The organism is Clostridium culturomicium (assembly GCF_000821305.1).
Taxonomy (GTDB): Bacteria; Bacillota; Clostridia; order Clostridiales; family Clostridiaceae; genus Clostridium_J; species Clostridium_J culturomicium.
On record NZ_CCXK01000017.1, the window covers coordinates 334,770 to 350,231 of the forward strand.

At 30.9% G+C, this 15,462-nt stretch carries 20 protein-coding genes; 16 read left to right on the forward strand and 4 right to left on the reverse strand.

Features of this window, described 5'->3' with window-relative positions:
* Positions 1-121 precede the first annotated feature (121 nt).
* Positions 122-775, forward strand: coding sequence for an FMN-dependent NADH-azoreductase (locus BN1075_RS14055; protein WP_040193846.1), 654 nt, complete (start codon positions 122-124; stop codon positions 773-775).
* Positions 776-813: 38 nt separating this feature from the next.
* Here BN1075_RS14055 and BN1075_RS14060 read toward each other — a convergent pair whose 3' ends face one another.
* Positions 814-1,062 carry a DUF1653 domain-containing protein gene (locus BN1075_RS14060; RefSeq protein WP_040193847.1) on the reverse strand — a complete coding sequence of 83 codons (249 nt, stop codon included), beginning with the start codon at positions 1,060-1,062 and terminating at the stop codon, positions 814-816.
* 231 nt (positions 1,063-1,293) lie between these two features.
* Between BN1075_RS14060 and glyA the strand changes: the two genes are divergently transcribed.
* From glyA to rbr, 14 genes are all read left to right on the forward strand, one after another.
* Positions 1,294-2,532 (forward strand): serine hydroxymethyltransferase, encoded by a 1,239-nt coding sequence (gene glyA / locus BN1075_RS14065; RefSeq protein ID WP_040193849.1) that lies wholly within the window; start codon positions 1,294-1,296, stop codon positions 2,530-2,532.
* Between the two features lie 21 nt (positions 2,533-2,553).
* Positions 2,554-3,408, forward strand: a complete 855-nt coding sequence (locus BN1075_RS14070; RefSeq protein WP_040193851.1) for a bifunctional 5,10-methylenetetrahydrofolate dehydrogenase/5,10-methenyltetrahydrofolate cyclohydrolase — start codon at positions 2,554-2,556, stop codon at positions 3,406-3,408.
* Positions 3,409-3,574: 166 nt separating this feature from the next.
* Entirely contained in the window at positions 3,575-3,931 is a 357-nt protein-coding gene (locus tag BN1075_RS14075) for a hypothetical protein (RefSeq protein WP_042387351.1), read from the forward strand.
* Between the two features lie 35 nt (positions 3,932-3,966).
* Positions 3,967-4,368: a hypothetical protein gene (locus BN1075_RS14080; protein WP_040193852.1), complete on the forward strand. Its 402-nt coding sequence runs from the start codon at positions 3,967-3,969 to the stop codon at positions 4,366-4,368.
* A 134-nt stretch (positions 4,369-4,502) separates the two neighbouring features.
* Positions 4,503-5,033, forward strand: a complete 531-nt coding sequence (locus BN1075_RS14085; RefSeq protein ID WP_040193853.1) for a flavodoxin domain-containing protein — start codon at positions 4,503-4,505, stop codon at positions 5,031-5,033.
* A gap of 30 nt (positions 5,034-5,063) precedes the next feature.
* Positions 5,064-5,624 carry a hypothetical protein gene (locus tag BN1075_RS22220; protein WP_235777816.1) on the forward strand — a complete coding sequence of 187 codons (561 nt, stop codon included), beginning with the start codon at positions 5,064-5,066 and terminating at the stop codon, positions 5,622-5,624.
* A gap of 126 nt (positions 5,625-5,750) precedes the next feature.
* Positions 5,751-6,182, forward strand: a complete 432-nt coding sequence (locus BN1075_RS14095) for a hypothetical protein (RefSeq protein WP_040193854.1) — start codon at positions 5,751-5,753, stop codon at positions 6,180-6,182.
* Positions 6,183-6,202: 20 nt separating this feature from the next.
* The gene (locus tag BN1075_RS14100; RefSeq protein ID WP_040193855.1) at positions 6,203-6,832 is read left to right on the forward strand and encodes an SGNH/GDSL hydrolase family protein; all 630 of its coding nucleotides are present in this window, start codon (positions 6,203-6,205) and stop codon (positions 6,830-6,832) included.
* Positions 6,833-6,854: 22 nt separating this feature from the next.
* Positions 6,855-7,034, forward strand: a complete 180-nt coding sequence (locus BN1075_RS21975) for a hypothetical protein (RefSeq protein ID WP_197072322.1) — start codon at positions 6,855-6,857, stop codon at positions 7,032-7,034.
* Positions 7,035-7,103: 69 nt separating this feature from the next.
* A complete protein-coding gene (locus BN1075_RS21980) occupies positions 7,104-7,556 on the forward strand; it encodes a hypothetical protein (RefSeq protein WP_197072323.1) in 453 nt (150 codons plus the stop codon).
* A 238-nt stretch (positions 7,557-7,794) separates the two neighbouring features.
* On the forward strand, positions 7,795-8,133 hold the full coding sequence (locus tag BN1075_RS14110) for a DUF5643 domain-containing protein (RefSeq protein ID WP_268871557.1): 339 nt from the start codon (positions 7,795-7,797) through the stop codon (positions 8,131-8,133).
* The gene (locus tag BN1075_RS14115; RefSeq protein ID WP_040193859.1) at positions 8,123-8,689 is read left to right on the forward strand and encodes a hypothetical protein; all 567 of its coding nucleotides are present in this window, start codon (positions 8,123-8,125) and stop codon (positions 8,687-8,689) included. The genes BN1075_RS14110 and BN1075_RS14115 overlap by 11 nt, the downstream gene beginning before the upstream one ends.
* 177 nt (positions 8,690-8,866) lie before the next feature.
* On the forward strand, positions 8,867-10,036 hold the full coding sequence (locus BN1075_RS14120) for a S41 family peptidase (protein WP_220396210.1): 1,170 nt from the start codon (positions 8,867-8,869) through the stop codon (positions 10,034-10,036).
* 136 nt (positions 10,037-10,172) lie between these two features.
* Complete coding sequence (gene rbr, locus BN1075_RS14125; protein ID WP_040193860.1) at positions 10,173-10,760, forward strand: rubrerythrin; 588 nt, start codon at positions 10,173-10,175, stop codon at positions 10,758-10,760.
* Between the two features lie 50 nt (positions 10,761-10,810).
* On the opposite strand, the gene BN1075_RS14130 is transcribed toward rbr, so the two are convergent.
* Positions 10,811-12,262: a DUF4317 family protein gene (locus BN1075_RS14130; protein ID WP_040193861.1), complete on the reverse strand. Its 1,452-nt coding sequence runs from the start codon at positions 12,260-12,262 to the stop codon at positions 10,811-10,813.
* A 253-nt stretch (positions 12,263-12,515) separates the two neighbouring features.
* Complete coding sequence (locus BN1075_RS14135; RefSeq protein WP_040193862.1) at positions 12,516-12,968, reverse strand: hypothetical protein; 453 nt, start codon at positions 12,966-12,968, stop codon at positions 12,516-12,518.
* A 208-nt stretch (positions 12,969-13,176) separates the two neighbouring features.
* Between BN1075_RS14135 and BN1075_RS14140 the strand changes: the two genes are divergently transcribed.
* Positions 13,177-14,433 (forward strand): S41 family peptidase, encoded by a 1,257-nt coding sequence (locus BN1075_RS14140; RefSeq protein ID WP_052406559.1) that lies wholly within the window; start codon positions 13,177-13,179, stop codon positions 14,431-14,433.
* Positions 14,434-14,551: 118 nt separating this feature from the next.
* Here the strand turns inward: BN1075_RS14140 and BN1075_RS14145 are convergent, their stop codons facing one another.
* The gene (locus BN1075_RS14145; protein WP_040193863.1) at positions 14,552-15,385 is read right to left on the reverse strand and encodes an undecaprenyl-diphosphate phosphatase; all 834 of its coding nucleotides are present in this window, start codon (positions 15,383-15,385) and stop codon (positions 14,552-14,554) included.
* Positions 15,386-15,462: the final 77 nt, after the last annotated feature.

Sequence of the window (15,462 nt, forward strand, 5' to 3'; positions counted from 1 at the left end):
TATATAAAAAGGCGGATAGCTAGTCTATCTGTCTTTTATTTTAGAAAAATAGTTATAAAAATAGAATTAAATTAAAAAATAAAGGCATACTAATATAAAATCTTAGAATTGAGGTGTGATTATGCAGAAAAAATTACTATATATAAGTGTTAACTCAAAACCAGAGGAATTATCCTCATCCAAAACTGTGGCTAGAGCCTTTATAAATCAGTTTTTAGAAAAATTCAAGGATTATAAAGTTGAAGAAGTAGATTTATATAAGGACCATATTCCAAGATTAGAGTATCAATATTTTGAGGATAGGAACTGCATTATTAGTGAAGAGGCTGAAAAGAAGCTTTCGCAGAAAGAACAGAATGAAGTTAAGAGAATTCGTGACCTTTGTGATCAGTTTGTAAGTGCTCAGGTTTGTGTAATAGCATCACCTATGTGGAGCTTGCTTTTTCCAGCACCTTTAAAAGAGTATATTGATTGTATTGTTCAGGTTGGAAAAACTATTACATTTGAAGGAAGTAAGAAGCCGAAAGGATTACTAGGAGAAGAGCACAGAGCTGTTATATATATTCAATCTTCAGGTGGTAGCATTCCTTGGATAGTTGATCCAATTTTAGATAAGGGTGAAAACTATGTTGAAAGCATAATGAAATCCATGGGAATTAAGCAAGTTAAGGAGTTAAAGGTTGATAACACTGGAACTTCTGAGGAGGAAAGACAGCAGGCTATTAAAAAGGCAGAGAAGCAGATTAATCAGATTATATCAAGTTTAAATCTATAATAAAGGTAAAAATGGACCCCCAGGTCCATTTTTTACTTTTATTTTATGCTTTTAACTTCAAACTCTTCGAATCTATATTTTTGCCCCGTTGGGTTTTCTTTGCCTTCGGGAACTTCTTCTAAGAACATTTCATATGGTCTTACAAATAATCCACAGTTTCCGTATAAGGCCCTATATAAAACCATTTTTTCCTGAGTTTCTGAATGAATAACGGAATCCTCAACTAGGTATAAATCACCTTTAAAGTGCCTAAAAATTTTCCCTTTAGAATTTTCTATAGTTCTCATAGAGATACTTCCTTTCATTTGTATATAAAAAATAGTGTAGCAATAATAATCTCATAATAACACATATAACTATTAATTTCTATGGAACTAATAGTTAATATATGTTAATGAATATTACACAAATTGTTAATAAAAATGTATCTTTTTATTATCCTATTATCATAAGATATGGAGTATATTTATAGTTGAAGAGAATTGTTTGAATTTTCGAATTTTTAAGGAGGGAAAGATATGGACTGGGAGGATATAAAAAAATCAGATTGTGAGGTCTTTAATCTTATTAATGAAGAGCTTGAGAGACAAAAAAATGGAATTGAGCTCATTGCCTCAGAGAATTTTACTTCTAAGGCAGTAATGGAGGCTGTAGGGTCTTGTTTAACAAACAAATATGCTGAAGGCTATCCAGGAAAAAGATATTATGGTGGCTGTGAAGTAGTAGACTTAATAGAAGATTTGGCTAGAAAAAGAGCTATCGAATTGTTTAAGGCTGATGGATATCATGCAAATGTTCAGCCACATAGCGGTTCCCAGGCTAACATGGCAGTTTATATGAGTATCTTAAAACCTGGAGATACTATAATGGGGATGAATCTTAGTGAGGGTGGACATTTAACTCATGGATCTCCAGTAAATTTTTCCGGAAAGTTATTCAATGTTATACCTTATGGTGTAAATAAGGAAACAGGTTATATAGATTACGAGGCTATGGAAGCCTTGGCTAAGGAACATAAACCTAAACTAATTGTTGCTGGAGCAAGTGCATATGCAAGGATAATAGATTTTAAGAGAATAAAGGAAATCAGTGATGAGGTTGGAGCTTATCTTATGGTGGATATGGCACATATTGCTGGTCTGATAGCTGCTGGAGTTCATCCATCTCCAATACCTTATGCTGACTTTGTAACTTCAACTACCCATAAGACATTAAGGGGTCCTAGAGGTGGAATGGTTTTATGTAAGGAAGAATATGCTAAGCTTTTAGATAAAGCATTATTCCCTGGAATGCAGGGGGGGCCACTTTTACATGCCATAGCAGGGAAGGCTGTATGTTTTAAAGAAGCTATGAGTGATGAGTTTAAAACATATATTAGAAACGTGGTAGATAATTGTCAAACTTTAGCTGAAGCTTTAAAGAGTCATGGATTTAAAATTGTATCTGATGGTACGGATGGTCATTTAATGCTAGTAGATTTAACAAGTAAGAATATATCAGGTAAAGCTGCAGAAACTAAGCTTAATGGTATAGGAATAACTGTTAATAAAAATACTATTCCAAATGAGCAAAGAAGCCCGTTTGTAACTTCAGGAATAAGAATTGGAACTGCTGCCATTACTACTAGGGGCTTTAAGCAAGAGGATATGATTGCTATAGCAAGCATAATTAATGATGCATTATGTAATGAAAGCGTAACAGAAGCAGAACTAAAAGCAAGAGTTAAAGAACTAAGCAAAAAATATCCTCTATATTAATTAGAAGGATAGGTAATAATTATGAGTATTGTAATGAGGGGGTTAGAGGTTGCTGGTTCAATGAAGGAAAAGCTTCAGGAGGAATTTCTGGCCTTAAAGGAAAGAGGTATTATACCACATCTTGCAATTGTTCGTGTTGGTGCAAGACCAGATGATCTTGCTTATGAGCGTGGGGCAAAGAAAAGAATGAACACCATAGGCATTAAATGTACTGTATTTGAGATTCCAGAGGACGTAGATCAAGAGTTATTTGAACTTCAGTTTGGAAAAATAAATAGTAATCCAGAAATTCATGGAATACTTCTATTTAGACCATTGCCAAAGCATCTTAATGAGGAATCTTTAAAAGGATTAATCAATCCATTAAAAGATGTTGATTCTATGAGTCCAGTGAATGCTGCAAAGGTCTTTTCAGGAGATGAAACTGGTTTTGCTCCATGCACTCCTGAATCAGTAATAGAGATTCTGGATTATTATAATATTGATATAACTGGTAAAAAGGTAGTAGTTTTAGGAAGAAGTATGGTGGTGGGAAAACCATTATCAATGCTGCTTCTCAAGAAAAATGCAACTGTTACAATATGTCATACTAAAACTAAGAATCTTGAAAAGGTGTGCCGCGAAGCTGAAATTCTTATTGCTGCAGCAGGCAAGGCTAAAATGGTTACACAGGAGATGGTAGGAGATAATGCAATTGTAATAGATGTAGGAATAAATTTAGATGAGGAAGGTAATCTATGTGGAGATGTAGATTATAAAAATGTTGAAGGAAAGTCTTCATATATAACACCAGTACCAGGTGGGGTTGGAAGTGTTACTTCATCAGTGCTGGCTAAGCATGTTATTACAGCAGCTAAGCGTTTAAATTGTATTTAGAATGTTAAGTATAAGTTAGAAATAAGAGGTCGGCAGTTCCGACTTCTTATTTTTTAGCGGTTTGCAAATAAATATGAGATGCTATGGATTTTTTATACATATGAATCGTATATTTATTACAGATGGAAATATACGATTCCTTATAAATTTAAAGGCGGTAAATAATATGAAAAATAAATTTTATAGCCTATTCTTTTTAGTTTTGTTTGCTATGCCATTTCCTTTCATATCAATATATTTAGACTTTAAATATGGGTCAATGATTGGATATTTAATAATGATTACAGCATATATAGTTTTGATTTATGGCTGTAAATTAATTAAGAATAATAAAATATATTTATATGGAAATGGAATATCTGTAATAGTTTCACTAATATTTATTCAAAGTGTAGCCCATGAAAGCTGGTACTATTATTTTAAACCCCTAACCCCAGTACAATTATTAATTTTTTTAGCACTTTTAGGTCTTATACTTCAGTTATCAGCATGGTACTTTATAACTAAGAATCTAGAAAAGTAATCTTCATTTAACAATTAATTATGGAGGGATTTTAAGTGAAAAATACTTTTAAGGTTATTTCAGTATTAATTTTTTGTGTGGTACTGCTATTAGGATGTGGAAGAAGTAATTACATTAATACTAAGGATAAAATAGATAATAAAGATGAAAAAATTATAAAGGAATTTAGATCTCATCATGGTTATGCAGAAGAAGATTTAAAAACATTGGTAATAAATTATCTTGGGGATATTGAAGGATACAGAATATACTTCGTAGAATATAATGGCGAAGAAGAGATTAATGGAGAGTGGATTAAAGATGGCTATAAATTTCCAGTAAAATCTCATACAAGAATTATTGGAAGTAAAGCTGATAATTTGTATACATTAGGTAATTTAATATATGAAACACAAATTGATGTTAAGGCTTTGTATGATATGGTGGGAGAAGAATAATAAAGGAGAAAAATATTGGAGAGCGAGTATTATTACTCCTCTTTTTTTATGAAAATAAGTTTGTTTGATTACTAATTATGGTAAGATTGTATTAATGAAGAGGAAGTTTTCTTAATATGATTTTAGGAGGTTCTATGAAAATAATCGTTATTTACAAATCAAAAACAGGATTTACAAAGAGGTATGCACAGTGGATTGCAGAGGAATTGAAGTGTGACATGGTAAGTTATGAAAAAGTTTCAGCAGCTTCTATAGCAGAATATGACTGCGTTATTTATGGCGGTGGTATTTATGCAGGAAAGATAGGTGGCCTTAAGAAGATAAAACCTTTACTTGCAAATAAGCCAAAGACTAAGTTTATTGTTTTTGCAACAGGGGCAACACCATCAGCTGCAGAAGAGGTTATTAACACAACTTGGAAGGTGAACTTCACAGAAGAAGAATTAGAAGAAGTACCACATTTTTATATGCAGAGCGGGCTAAGTTATGAAAAAATGGGCTTCTTTGATCGTCTGATGATGAAGGCTTTTTCTAAAATGTTAAGTAAAAAAGAAGATAAGAGCACAGAAGAAGTAGGTACACAACTTGCCATTATAAGGTCCCATGATATTTCTTTAAAGGAATTTATTGAACCTATAGTTAAGTTTGTAAGGTTACAAAGATAAGTTTATTTGAAAATTTGAAGGAGTGGTCGCATGAAGTTAATAAAGAGTATATGTTTTGTTGTTTTAGCACTTACTTCTTTGATTTTAACAAGGTGTGAACCAGAAGCTAAGACAGAAAAACCTGGTATTTACTTATATCCTAGTGAAGAGCAGACCATAGAGGTTAAGTTGGATTATAAAGGTGAATTCACTTGTACTTACCCAGAGTATAAAGATGGGTGGAAGGTTATTGCGAAACCAGATGGAACATTAATAAACTATGGTGATAATAAAGAGTACTCTTATTTATACTGGGAAGGTAATTCTAAGATCAATTGGGATTTATCAAGTGGGTTCGTTGTTAAGGGTGAGGATACAAGAGAGTTTCTTCAAGAAAAACTTGAGTATTTGGGTTTAACTCCAAGAGAATACAATGAGTTTATTGTGTATTGGCTGCCTATTCTTGAAGAGAATAAGTATAATTTAATTCATTTTGCAGGAGGAGAATATGATGAGTATGCAAAACTGCAAATTAAACCTAAACCTGATTCAATTTTAAGAGTTATGATGGTATATAAACCACTTGAAAAGCCTATTGATATTGAGGAGTAGCAACTGCATTGCTTTGAAAGAACGGGCTTTACTGTTATTGAATGGGGTGGAACAAAAGTAAATTAGTTGAATCAAGTAGACGTTAATAGGTATTTTATATGTATTATAAGGTGGTGTATTAAAGCAATGTTTAAAAAGGAGACTTCTTTAAATATTATAAATCTACTTAAAGGTGGTTTGGTATTAATTACACTGTTTGCAGTATTATCAATTACTTTTAATAAGTTAATGGCTGGCGAAAGGCCAGTGTATCCACCTTCAATTAAAGTTAATAATAAGTTATATTTTGCAACTGGAGATAAAATATATGTTGAACCACCTAAAAGCTTTATGGAAGCTGGAAGAATAAATTCTATGGTAGATTCTACAAAAATGCTTTCTGAAGATTTACAGTGTAATTATGAGTTTGGAAATAATGCTTTAGTCTTTGTGAGTACGGAGGATTTTACTACAATATACGTAAAGTATGATAAAACAGAGCCGGAGTATGAAGTATGGAAAACAGAGGAAGAAATACAAAGGGAGATAGACGAGAAAAATCAAAATAGAAATAATTAAGAAACGGAGAGAAATATTACTTGAAGAATAATAAAAGAAGTATTTTTGTAATAGGAGATAGTATATCAATTCATTACGGACCTTATTTAAAAGCCTTTATTCAAGAGAAATTTAATTATGATAGAAGAAGAGAAATAGGTGAAGCTTTAAAGAATTTGGATAAACCTATAGGAGCTAATGCAGGGGACAGTTCTATGGTATTAAAATATCTTCAGGAAGAAATGGACAAACAGGTTAAGTATGACATTTTACTTCTAAATTGTGGACTGCATGATATTAGAGTTGATAGAAATACTTTGGAGCTGCAGATAAAAGCAGAACAATACAAAAGGAACTTGGAAGAAATAATTGACTTAGCAAAGAGGCTGTCAAAAGAGGTGTTCTGGATTACCACAACACCAATTATTGATAAGATTCATAATTCAAGGAAAGAAGGCTTTTGGAGGTTTAGTAAAGATTTGGACACTTATAATGCAATTGCAGAAGAAGTAATGATTAAGGAAAATATAAAAACAATAGATTTATATAACTTTACCAAAGGTTTTGGAGAAAAGGTTTATTGTGATCATGTACATTTTAAAGAGGATATTAGAAAGTTACAGGCTGAATATATCGCTGGATATTTAAATAATTTTAAATGCAATTTATAGAGATTAGTAAAGGTGTGGTGAAATGGGAAAAAAGAATTTAACTTTAGAACAGAAGAAACTTGCTATTGATATATGGATTATAGCATTAGTTACATTTGGAGTGTTTTTCTTATACATGGTGTTTGGAAATAAAATGATGGAGTATATTTTAAATTCAAATACATCTATTGTTCTTCGTTTATTGATTAATGCAGGAGTTTAATTTGGCATAGCAGGATTAGGGATTACTATTGTTTGTATTTTAAGAAAAGAAAAATTTGCTGAATTTGGATTGATAAAAAATAATATAATAAAAGCTATTTTATATACAATTATATGCTTTATATCCTATATTTTATATGTTTTTATGTCTGGACAATTTGAAGGTTATGAGCCATTCAGCATTCTTCTCACAAATGAGGTTATAAAAAGTGGGTTCCCAATAAACATTTTAGGTATGATGTTAATTATTTTAGTATGGGGATTTTTTGAAGGATTTAATTATGTGGTTATTAGTGAGAAATTGAATAGATATTATTCAAAGAAGAGTAAATGGGTTAATATAGGAGCAATTACTTGTGCTATTATCTGTATTTTGTTTCACCCATTTAGTACATCATTTTGGGGCATAGTTGAAACAATTACTACATTTATAGCTATTTATGGAATCATAATAGTAAAAGATGAAACCAATAATGCATGGGGATGCATATTTGCATTTTGTTTTATTTGGAATGCTTTTTAGTTTATAAATATGTTGATTTTAGGTAGAAAGTGATAATAATTCTTATAGTAGTCTTAATTCGTTAAATTTATAAGAAATTAAAATTATATAAGGAGGGATTCACATAAAGGGTTTAAGAAGAACTATAATAGTAATTTGTCTAATTATTCTAGCGATAACTGGATGTTTAAGTATTCCAAGTGGAAAATATTATAATAAAGAAGTCAAGAAGCTGGTAAAAGAGAATAAGGCTGAAGTTATAGAAGTAGGGAAATCTATGAAAATAGATAATGATAAAATATTCATTAATCGAATTATAAATACTGAGGATGAAACTTATATAAGGTATAGGGTTATAAAATTTGAGCAAGGCTGGTCTTTCCCAGAAAGTGCTATTAAGGTGTTTGATGATAAGGGACAAGAGTATATATACCATGGTGCTGGATCATCTGGCAAGGCCTGGGGAGAGGAAGGTATATTCAGAGTTGATAGGATACCAGATGATGTAAAGGAAATAATACTTAAGCTAGATCGGTATGATAGAAAATCAGAAGTTAAAATTCACCTTGCAGAGGATGGTGAAAAAAATGAGAATTAATAAAAAATATCAAGGCATTATGGAATGGTGTATAGCTATAGTTCTAGTAGTAATATGCACAAAGTATTCTATATTATCATATGGAAGTTTTTCACCTGTTAAGGCCCATGAAAGTTCTGAAAGGACCTATCATTATGGACCTTCAGAAATTGTTAAAACTATTGATTTAGATAAAAGTAAAATATACTTATGTAGATATAAAGATTGGTTTTCAGCCAACACTGTTAAAAAAGGATTCATTAAATGGTATCCAGGAGATCAAGTTGCAGGAACTCCGATAGATTACTCAAAACAAGTATCATATAGTGGAGGTGGTTCAAGTATAAGCGAAAATGAAATGATTATGAAGGTTTATGGTTATGTAAATGACCCTGAAATAACAACAATGACCTTCAAGTTTAATAATAAAGAAGATACATTAATCTATGATTTAGATGAAAGCAGAATGTTTATTTTTTATTGGAAGGAAGGTAGTGAAAAATTCAATATAAAGTATCTGAAAGGCTTAGATGGTGAAGGAAATGTTATTTTGGAAGAGCGTGTAATGGGTCTATAATTGATAAAGATGTGGTAGAGTTATATATTTTGCGACGTAATAAGTTTAATAAACATAGCATTGATATTAACATGATTAGCCTTAATCATATATGCATTAATTCTTGCAATAAAAGCTTTAAAGATATATATTAGAAAGAACTCGTAAAGTAACACTTAAGTGAAAGGATAATTTAACATGAATGATAAAATTAAAATCATTGGTGGAGCCTCTGGATATACAGAGATAGAAATTGATAATGATTTTAATCCTGTTAATACTTGGGAAGAAAAGTGGATACAGGATATTGACTATTTAAAGGAAAATCTTAAAAAGAACCATAAAAATTTATTTGCCTACACGGATGAGCAATCATTTAATAAAAAAATTGCGGATTTAAAGAAAATCATAAATCAATTAGATTATGAAGAGATGAAGGTAGAGATTTCAAGGGTGGTGGCATCAATTAAAGATGCACATACTTCTTTGATATTTCCAGCGAAGAGGTTTATTCCACTAAAGTTTTACTACTTTGATGAGGGGATATATATTATTGATACTACTAAGGAGTATGAAAATTTAATATTTAAAAGAGTTATTGCCATTGAAGATATGAGTATAGAACTTGTTTTAAAAGAGCTGAAGAGTATTATTTCCTTTGAAAATCAGCATTTTTTTAAGGCTCAAAGCATGAAGTATCTTCAAATTGCAGAAGTTTTGTATGGTCTTTTAATAGTTGATTCCATTGATAAAGTTAAGATAACTACAGAGGATGGATGCTATGAAGTTATAACCTGTTTTCTTCAAGAGTTAATATATACAAATGAAAAACTGCCTATATTTTGGAGGCGTCCCGCAGAAAACCTTTGGTTTGCTGAGTTGAAGGATGGCGAACTTTACATAAAGTATAACAGCTGTAGAGAGCAAGATGGAGAACTGATTGCAGAGAAGTTAGCGAGAATAATCAGCTTCATGGATGAAAATAAGCCGAGTAAAGTAACAGTAGATTTAAGAAATAACCTTGGAGGAGATTCCACACTTATAAGGCCATTAATTGATTATTTAAAGAATCATGAAGAACTAAACAATAGCCAAAGGTTAAAGGTGGTGATTGGAAGAGAGACATTTTCTTCAGCACTTTTAAATGCTTATGAGTTTAAAAATTTAACAAATGCGAAAATTGTAGGAGAACCAAGCGGAGGAAAGCCTAATTGCTATGGCGAGATTTTAAAAATTAAGCTTCCTAATAGTGGCTTTGAAATTACATACTCCACTAGATATTATAAACTTATTGAAGATGATTTAGTAATGGCTCTTTATCCAGATGAAATTATTTTAGATTCAATAGATTGTTGCAGGTGCATATAGCTTCTTCAGTAATATAAAAATAAATAATAAAATAATTTGTAATGATAATCATTTACAAATATAAACATAAAGAGTATAATTTAACTTAGTGATAATTTACTTTATTACTAAATATATCATTGGTATGGAGGGAATTATGATGATTTTAAAAGGAACAAAAACATCAGAAAATTTAATGAAAGCATTTGCAGGGGAGAGCCAAGCTAGAACTAGATATACTTATTATTCTAGTATCGCTAAAAAGCAAGGCTATGTTCAAATTTCAAACATATTCATGGAAACTGCAGAGCAAGAGAAGGAGCATGCTAAAAAGTTTTATAAGTTCTTAAAAGAGGATTTTAAAGATGAAGCTATAGAAATAACAGCATCATATCCAGTATCTTTCCATGAAGATACATTATTAAATTTAAAAGCTGCTGCTGCTGGAGAAAATGAAGAGTGGACAGAATTGTATCCAGAGTTTGCTAAAGTAGCAAGAGAAGAGGGGTTTACTGATATTGCACTAGCTTTTGAAAGAATTTCAGAGGTTGAAAAAAGACATGAAGCAAGATATGCAAAACTTGCTAAGAATATTGAAGAAAATACAGTATTCAAAAAAGATGAGACAGTATTATGGAAATGCTTAAACTGTGGATACATCTATGAAGGCGAAGAGGCTCCTGCTAGCTGCCCAGCTTGTGCACACCCTCAAGGATATTTTGAAGTATTTGTAGAAACTTACTAATAAATTATTGTAGTAAAAAAGCAAACCTAAATTAAAGGTTTGCTTTTTTATTAAATTAAATCATTTTGCCCATTAACTGTAGTTTGTTCATCATCACTAATGGGGATAATAATACATTTTTGACCATCAATTATTTGTGATTTTATTTGAGGTATTTTTTCAGGTTTAACCTGTAAAATAACATCATATTCAGTTTCGCTATTTAGAGTTTCCTCAGATGAATCAGTTAAGTCACCTTCATTTACTTCTGAATTTGTATTGTCTTCTTGATCATTATTATTTTCCGATACTTCAGATGTTTCACTTACGGATGGTTCTATGAAGTTTTCGGTGCTTTCAGATGAAATTTTAACTATATCTTCAGTTGAAGGTTCGTCATCTATATTTTCATTAGCTGCTTGAAGTTTTTTTTCTGATGCAGCATCTTGTTTAACCTGCTCAAGTTTATTTTGCAATACTTCTACTTGCTTTTGCAGATGCTCTTCTTTTTTTCTTTGTGCATTTACTTTAAGGGTCTTTGAATCAAGAAGATTTTCAGCTAATGGCATATCATCTGCAAAGCATTCAACATAAGCTTTTTCAATTTTAGCAGTTGCTTCCTCAGGTACACCACATTCAAGCATTAATGTTTTGATATCATCTTTGGATAATATTATTGGATCACAATCTACGTCTTCATAGGTGGCATTAAACTCTTCAATCATGGCATTAAGGTTTTCTTGTACTTCCATAAAAACTTTTTCAGCTTTTTGTTCATCGTCACTAAGGGAGCCTTTAATTATTGATTGGAATGTTTCTTTTTGGATGGTGGCTGTCTGTTTAGAATAACAGCCTAAAGCATTCTCCATTAATTCATAATGAGGATCTTTTGCATTTTTAGTGTAATACATTATTGAGTTTACATCAGTGCTGCGATCTATGAAGGCCGGGAATACGAAACCGTGTGTTGGAACTTCAACAATCCAGTCTCTGATGCGAGCCGATATTCTATTGTCTTCTTCACAGTATCTAAGACCAGGCTCAGATAGGGAAACTGGACAGATGGCACATAACACATATTCATAAACTTCCTCAGATTCATCCAGCTTTGCATTATCTGTAGTTTTAGTGATAATGTCATAAGCATCATGGAAAAGAAGTATTAAAATATTGCCAGTATAATCATAATTGTCAATAATGGTGTCATAAAATTCATCAAGAAGAGTATCATCCTTTAATTTACTATTTTTCAGCTTTATTAAAGCTATTTGGTTTTCGTTTATGTACTCATCATTTACAGGGAAATTTAGTTCGAGTATGTTGTTTCCAATGGTTCCTGATAAAACTTTTTTAGCTATTTCCATGTATTTATGAAATTCATCTTCATCTAAATTTAGAAAGGTTTCTCTAAATTTTAAAATTACATTTTTTTCCCCGTTAACATAACAGCCGCACATTTTTGTAAAAGTACAATAGTCTTTTTTTAAACGTTTCTTTAATTCAAGTATATCTTTCTTTCTCATATATAAACCCCTTAATATAGTTAATTTTATTTTCAAATCCAACATTTGGAGACTCGCTTATTTTAGTATATTATTTTTTGAAGAGTTTTTAAAGATTTTATTATGTGAAGTTTTAATTTTAAATATACAAAAGTAAAAAAGTTATCATAATAAATATTATATTTAAGTTTTATATATCTTAATCGTAAAATAAAAGAGCCCCTTAAATGGCTCTTTTCATGTAATGTATTTTTTACAGAGTTATGAAAGCATATTATTGGTTAATTCCAATAAATATCACATTTGCATTAAGTGCATTTCCATTCAATTCAAAGTGTGCAGTGGTTTGAATATGAGGAACATACTGCAAAAATACATTTCCTTTAGTTCCTTCAGTTGGTAATAGGGCTTTAATTAGCAGTTTTGTTCCACTTTCAAGTGCAAGATCATTCAAATCCTTTTCCCAGATTTCATCAATTGAATATTTATCGCTTACAAGGATTCTTGTTCCATCTTCTTTTTCAAGAGCCCATTTTATGGAGGTCCAAGAAAGATTTTCACTACTAATCCTATCACAATTAATTATAGGTAATTCACCTATATATCGTAGCTCTTTATAAATGGAGTCTATCTCTCCAAATACATCGATGGATTTATCATATTTTCTTTCGAATAAGGTAGTTTTATCTATAAAGGTATTATTTACGTCTATTCTTCTATCACTCACTGTAATCCTCCTTCGTATTTATTAATTAGAGAAAATCTCTTTATTAGGCTTATTACAATATATGAAAAATTAAGTATAAAGATACTTTTACAAGGTTGAATTTACAATATTTAAGAATGTTCTATGAAACAGTATAAATTGAATTGATGCTAAAAAAAGAATTATTATTACTAATTATGGTATTATAAGTATAAGTAAGGGGGGGATGATGGGTGAAAAGATATATAAAATTTTCAAATTAAAAACTTTAAAAATTATTATAGCTTTAATAATTTTAATTTTATTAGGAGTATTCTTTTATTGTATTTATAGTAAAAGTGATTTTAAGCGAAAGGTTTTTAGTGATGAGTTTCTAAATGGGTCAAATATTGTCATTAATAATTTAGATAATAATGAAGTTGAAAGCTTAAGTAAGCTTTGTAAAGTTTGGGGATTTATTAAATATTATCACCCTAAAGCAATTGAGGGTGATATAGACATGGATTTTGAGTTGTTTAAGGTAATTCCATTAGTTATGGAGGCTAAGAATGAGAAGGCTGTAAACAGAGTTATATATGATTGGGTTAATAGTTTCGGGGAATTTGATGAGGGAGTATATAGCGAAGAGTATGAAGAAGAGTGTGCTTTAAAGGTTGGTGATGTAATACTTAGAATTAATGATAAGGATATATTTGAAGTTATAAATGAGCAATCTAAGTATTTTTCTTTTTCATGGGAAGAGGCTATAGTAAATACTCTAGCCTATAATTTATTTAGGAGTAAAGAGTATAGTTTAACTTTAAAGGTAGAAAGAGCAGGTTCAGAATTAATAGAAGATATTAAGTGTTATAATGTGAGTGACGTAAATATTGCTGAAGTAAAGGGAGAATCCCATGAGCTTTTAGAGGGCAATATCGGAGATATAAACCCTGGGGCTTTAGCTAAGGGGAAAATAGAAAAGATTATGAAAAATCTAAAGTATACAGATAGTATAATTGTTGATTTGAGATATTTTCCTTCAGATATGATAGCATATACCATGCCTAATTATCTTTTACCAGAGAAAACGGTATTTTCAAAGGGGACAATTGCTAATATAGCAGTACCAGGTGAATTCATATTTTGTGAAGACATAACCGTTGGAATGAAGAATCCAGATTATTATAAGGGGAAAGTAGTAATAATTATAAATGAATGTACTCAAAGTCAGGGAGAATTTACTGCAATGGCCTTAAGAAGGGCGCCTAATGCAGTTGTAATTGGTGAAAACTCAGTTGGAGCAGATGGAAATGTTTCATATATAAATTTACCAGGAGGGGTAACTACAGTTATCTCGGGAGTTGGAATATATACACCTGAAACTTTTGAAACACAGAGGGTTGGAGTTAAGCCAGATATATATGTTAAACCAACTATTGAAGGGATACGAAGTGGGAAGGATGAACTTTTAGATAAGGCAATTGAAATTGTGAAGGACAAAAAATAAATGTTAATGGTTAAAACACAAGGATATCATTAAAATATAAGGAAATAAATATGAATACAGCCTTATCCAGATTATTTAATGGATAAGGCTGTATTTAAATAAATTAAAGTATACTAATCTATTTTAGTAAATAAAAGTATGCAAGAACTATTATACCTAAAACTATTCTATACCAGCCAAATACTTTGAAGTCATTCTTTTTAATATATGACATTAAGAATTTTATTGCCCATACAGAAACTGCGAAAGCTACAACCATTCCAACGATTAATAGAATTAACTCACTACCAGTAAATGCAAAGCCAAATTTAACAAGCTTTAAAGCACTAGCACCAAACATTACAGGGATAGCTAGGAAGAAAGTAAATTCAGCAGCTACTGTTCTAGATACTCCGATTAATAGAGCTCCAACTATGGTTGCACCAGAACGAGAGGTTCCAGGGAACACAGCAGCGATTAATTGCCACATTCCGATTATTATAGCAGTGTTGTATGTAATCTGACTTAAGCTATTGATTTTTGGTAATTTGTTTTTGTGAGAGTTTTCAACCACAATGAACAGAATACCAAATAGGATAAGCATGATTGCAACGGTTGTTGGATTGTAGAATAAAGCGTTTAAGTAGTCATCAAATAAAAGTCCAACTACTGCTGCTGGTATGCAGGCTACAACGATCTTAAACCACATATCAAAGATATCTTTTTTGATTCTTAGTCCTTTTCCTTTTTTTATGTAGAAAGGAAATATCTTATTCCAGAAAATCAAGATTACTGCAAGGATTGCTCCAAGTTGAATAACAACTAAAAACATCTCCATGAATTCAGGGCTTACTTTAAGCTTTAAGAATTCATCAACTAATATCATGTGACCTGTACTACTAACAGGCAGCCATTCTGTTATGCCCTCAACAACACCAAGGATAATGGCTTTGAAAATTTCTATAAATTCCATTCTTATACCTCCAAAATAAATTCGCAAAATAATTATGCCCTTCTAATTATATATATAATTTCAGGATTTTTAAACAA